2 protein-coding genes, 1 other RNA gene and 1 other annotated feature are annotated in these 3,851 nt (G+C 50.8%); all 3 genes read left to right on the top strand.

Annotated elements, in window-relative coordinates; translation table 11 throughout:
- Window positions 1-97: 97 nt before the first annotated feature.
- Window positions 98-317 (top strand) — a binding site (T-box leader).
- Window positions 318-378: 61 nt separating this feature from the next.
- The 3 genes from hisS to ssrS all read left to right on the top strand — a co-directional run bounded on the left by hisS (window position 379) and on the right by ssrS (window position 3,727).
- The gene (hisS, locus tag ADA01nite_RS14655; RefSeq protein ID WP_146811025.1) at window positions 379-1,650 is read left to right on the top strand and encodes a histidine--tRNA ligase; all 1,272 of its coding nucleotides are present in this window, start codon (window positions 379-381) and stop codon (window positions 1,648-1,650) included.
- A gap of 17 nt (window positions 1,651-1,667) precedes the next feature.
- Complete coding sequence (gene aspS, locus ADA01nite_RS14650; RefSeq protein WP_146811024.1) at window positions 1,668-3,455, top strand: aspartate--tRNA ligase; 1,788 nt, start codon at window positions 1,668-1,670, stop codon at window positions 3,453-3,455.
- A 90-nt stretch (window positions 3,456-3,545) separates the two neighbouring features.
- Window positions 3,546-3,727, top strand: a non-coding RNA gene (ssrS, locus tag ADA01nite_RS14645) — 6S RNA.
- Window positions 3,728-3,851 lie beyond the last annotated feature (124 nt).

Here is a 3,851-nt window from a genome sequence, read left to right as displayed (position 1 = left end):
GTCCGCGAGTTTTTCTCACTTAAGTGCTTATACTTTTATGAGACTTGACATTTTATGTCGAAACAAGTAATATAAAAAACAATTGTGACAAATGTAAATGGATCTGATGAAGGGCACAAAGTAGTCAGGATGTACTGCCGTACAGAGAGGAATGCCGCTGGCTGGAAGCATTCCCGACAGCGCTTGATGAAAGACAACCCGGAAGACCGGTGGAAACACACGGCGTACTCCCGCGTTATGGGGTAATGGAGTGGGATATCATTATATCCAAGTAGGGTGGTACCACGGGAATTGTGAACCAATCTCTCGTCCCTGACGGTTATGTCAGTGACGGGAGATTTTTTAATTTACAATGTGTTATCGTTAGGAGGGCCAACCATGATCCAGGTTCCACGAGGAACAGCCGATATTCTGCCCGGTGAAATAGAGCTGTGGCAGTATATCGAGGACAAAGCGCGCGACATCTGCCGCCGCTACAATTACTTAGAAATCCGCACACCGATTTTCGAACATACTGAGCTGTTCCACCGCGGCGTCGGCGAAACGACGGACATCGTGGAAAAGGAAATGTATACGTTCGAAGACCGGGGCGGACGCAGTCTGACCCTGCGCCCGGAAGGTACGGCTTCCACGGTGCGTTCCTATGTTGAAAATAAAATGTTTGGCTTACCGCAGCAGCCGACCAAGCTGTATTACATAGGCCCGATGTTCCGCTACGAGCGACCGCAGGCCGGCCGGATGCGTCAGTTTACCCAGTTCGGTGTGGAAGCTATCGGCAGCAACAGTCCCGCAATTGATGCGGAAACAATCGCGCTTGCCATGCGCTTCTATGAAGAGCTGGGACTCAAGAATCTGCATGTCGAGCTAAACAGCTTAGGCGATGCGGAAAGCCGCAAAGCGCATCGCGAGGCGTTAATCAATCACTTCAAACCGCACATCCACGAATTCTGTTCGGATTGCCAGTCCCGCTTAGAGCGCAATCCACTTCGCATTCTCGATTGTAAGAGAGATGCGGATAAAGAATTGATGAAGAATGCTCCGGTTATTCTCAACTATTTGAACGATGAATCAAGCGCGTATTTCGACAAAGTGAAGAAACACCTTGACGATTTAGGTATCGCCTATGTAGTGAACGCGAATCTGGTGCGGGGCCTGGACTATTATACGCACACCGCATTTGAGATTATGGAGCGCGGCATTGGCGCCGTAAGCACCATCTGCGGTGGAGGGCGCTATAATGGCCTGGTGAAAGAAATGGGCGGCAGCGACGTGCCGGGCATCGGATTTGCGATGAGCATCGAACGCGTTCTGCTGGCTCTGAAAACCCAGGGCATAGAGCTGCCTATCGAACGGGCATTGGATTGCTTTATCATTGGAATGGGCGAAGAAGCCGAAGAGAAAGCGTTTCTTTTGCTTGACGTGCTTCGTCGTGAAGGATTGTCTGCGGACAAGGACTTTCTCGACCGGAAAATGAAAGCACAGTTGAAAGCTGCAGATCGCCTGCGGGCGAAGACCGTGGTTATCATCGGAGAGGATGAGCTGGCACGCGGAGTAGCCGTGCTGAAAAACATGGAAACCGGCGACCAGCAAGAAGTGGCGTTTGAACAAGTGGCTTCGGCCGTTCAATCTGTAATCGAAAAAGATAAGTAAGGAAGGCAGGAAGAGAGATGGAATTCCAACAACGCAGTGTATTTTGCGGCACGCTCCGCAAACTTGATGTTGGCAGCGAGGTTACGTTAAACGGTTGGGTGCAGAAGCGCCGCGACCTGGGGGGCGTTATTTTCGTCGATTTGCGCGACCGGACCGGTCTGGTGCAAGTCGTATTCAACCCGGAGATTAATGCCGAGGCGCACGCCATTGGCGATAAAGTGCGTACAGAGTACGTGATTAGCGTAAAAGGAAAAGTCGTCGAACGCGATGCGGAAACGATTAACCCAAATATTCCGACCGGAGAAATTGAAGTGCAGGTCAGCGAAATCGAAATCATCAACCAGGCGAAAACGCCGCCGTTCTTCATTGAAGACGATATCGATGTGGATGAGCAGGTACGTTTGAAATATCGTTATTTAGACCTGCGCCGTCCGGAGATGTACCGGACGATGGAACTGCGCCATAAGGTGACGAAACTGTTCCGCGATTATTTGGACAGCCGCGGTTTTCTTGAAATCGAAACACCGATGTTGACGAAGAGCACACCGGAAGGGGCGCGCGACTATCTTGTGCCGAGCCGTGTAAATCCGGGTGAATTCTTCGCGCTGCCGCAGTCGCCGCAAATCTTCAAGCAGTTGCTGATGGTGGCCGGCTATGAGCGCTATTTCCAGATTGTCCGCTGCTTCCGCGACGAAGATCTGCGCGCTGACCGCCAACCGGAATTTACCCAGGTCGATATCGAGACCTCTTTCTTAAACATGGAAGATTTGCTCGCCATGATGGAAGAGATGATGGCGAAAGTATGCAAAGAAGTGCTGAACGTTACTGTCGAAACACCGTTCCGGCGCCTGACATACGCAGAAGCGATGGAACGTTACGGATCGGATAAACCGGACCTCCGCTTCGGCATGGAATTGGTGAATATCGGCGATATCGCCGAGAATTGCGGCTTCCAGGTATTCAGCAGCGTCATGAAAAAAGGCGGCCAGGTAAAAGGTATTAACGTAAAGGGATGCGCATACTACTCGCGCAAAGACGTAGACGAGCTGATGAAATTTGCAGGCCGCTACGGTGCCAAAGGTCTTGCCTGGATGGCGTTTAAAGATGACGAAATCAAAGGACCGATTGCGAAGTTCTTCACGGAAGAAGAAATTTCAACAATTAAAGACCGTATGCAGGTTGAAAACAATGACCTGCTGCTTTTCGTAGCGGATAAGCCGAAGGTTGTAGCCGACTCGCTGGGCGCGCTGCGCTTGAAGTTCGGTAAAGAGCTTGGCCTGATCGATGAGAGCAAATTTGCATTCGCATGGGTCGTGGACTTCCCGCTGCTCGAGTGGGATGAAGATGCGAAGCGTTATGTGGCGTTGCACCATCCGTTTACTCGTCCGCGCCCGGAAGATGTACATCTGTTCGATACAAATCCGGGCCAGATTCGTGCGCAAGCATACGATATGGTATTGAACGGCTTTGAAATCGGCGGTGGCAGCATGCGTATTTACAAGCGCGATGTTCAGGAGAAAATGTTTAAAGCGCTTGGCTTCAGTCAGGAAGAAGCACAGGAGAAGTTTGGCTTCCTGCTTGATGCATTTGAATACGGTACGCCTCCGCACGGCGGCATCGCATTTGGTCTTGACCGCATCGTGATGATCCTGGCCGGTCGCAGCAGCCTTCGCGATACGATTGCGTTCCCGAAAACAGCAAGCGCACGTGACATTATGACGGACGCACCGAGTCCGGTTGATAATAAGCAGCTAGAAGAGCTATCCGTACGCGTCGTTATGCCAAAGAAAACGGACGATAAGTAAGTTTCTTGGTAATTATTAGTAAAAAATGGGCCTGATATCCCCCTTGAAATCGTTTTCAGATTTGTGTAATATAAAAACACAGTAAGTTTAAGAACCCTGCGATGTGCGTGAGCGACCGTTTGTTTTGTACCAACACCAACAAAATGGGGCTCCGAAGTTTCGCTGCAGCGCAGAAGCCGCCTTGCTGAAGCGGACCTGCAAAGCAGCGGACAGGTTCCCCACCTGCAAGAGCAGGTTCAAAACACTGGCATCACGGCATTCACGGGGTTCTTAACACCATCATGCAAACAATGCCAGGGCCCGCAGAATTACACCTCTGCGGGCTTTTTATGATTTTCACAGAAAAACCACCATGGCGTCTCCGCCGCAACCCCGACATGAAAATGAAGGGAAGGG

The organism is Aneurinibacillus danicus (assembly GCF_007991215.1).
GTDB classification, from domain to species: Bacteria; Bacillota; Bacilli; order Aneurinibacillales; family Aneurinibacillaceae; genus Aneurinibacillus; species Aneurinibacillus danicus.
This window is presented reverse-complemented; position numbering and strand designations above follow the sequence as displayed.

Coding starts and splice junctions, on each gene's coding strand:
- hisS (WP_146811025.1), top strand. CDS start 379: ATGATCCAGGTTCCACGAGGAACAGCCGATATTCTGCCCGGTGAAATA.
- aspS (WP_146811024.1), top strand. CDS start 1,668: ATGGAATTCCAACAACGCAGTGTATTTTGCGGCACGCTCCGCAAACTT.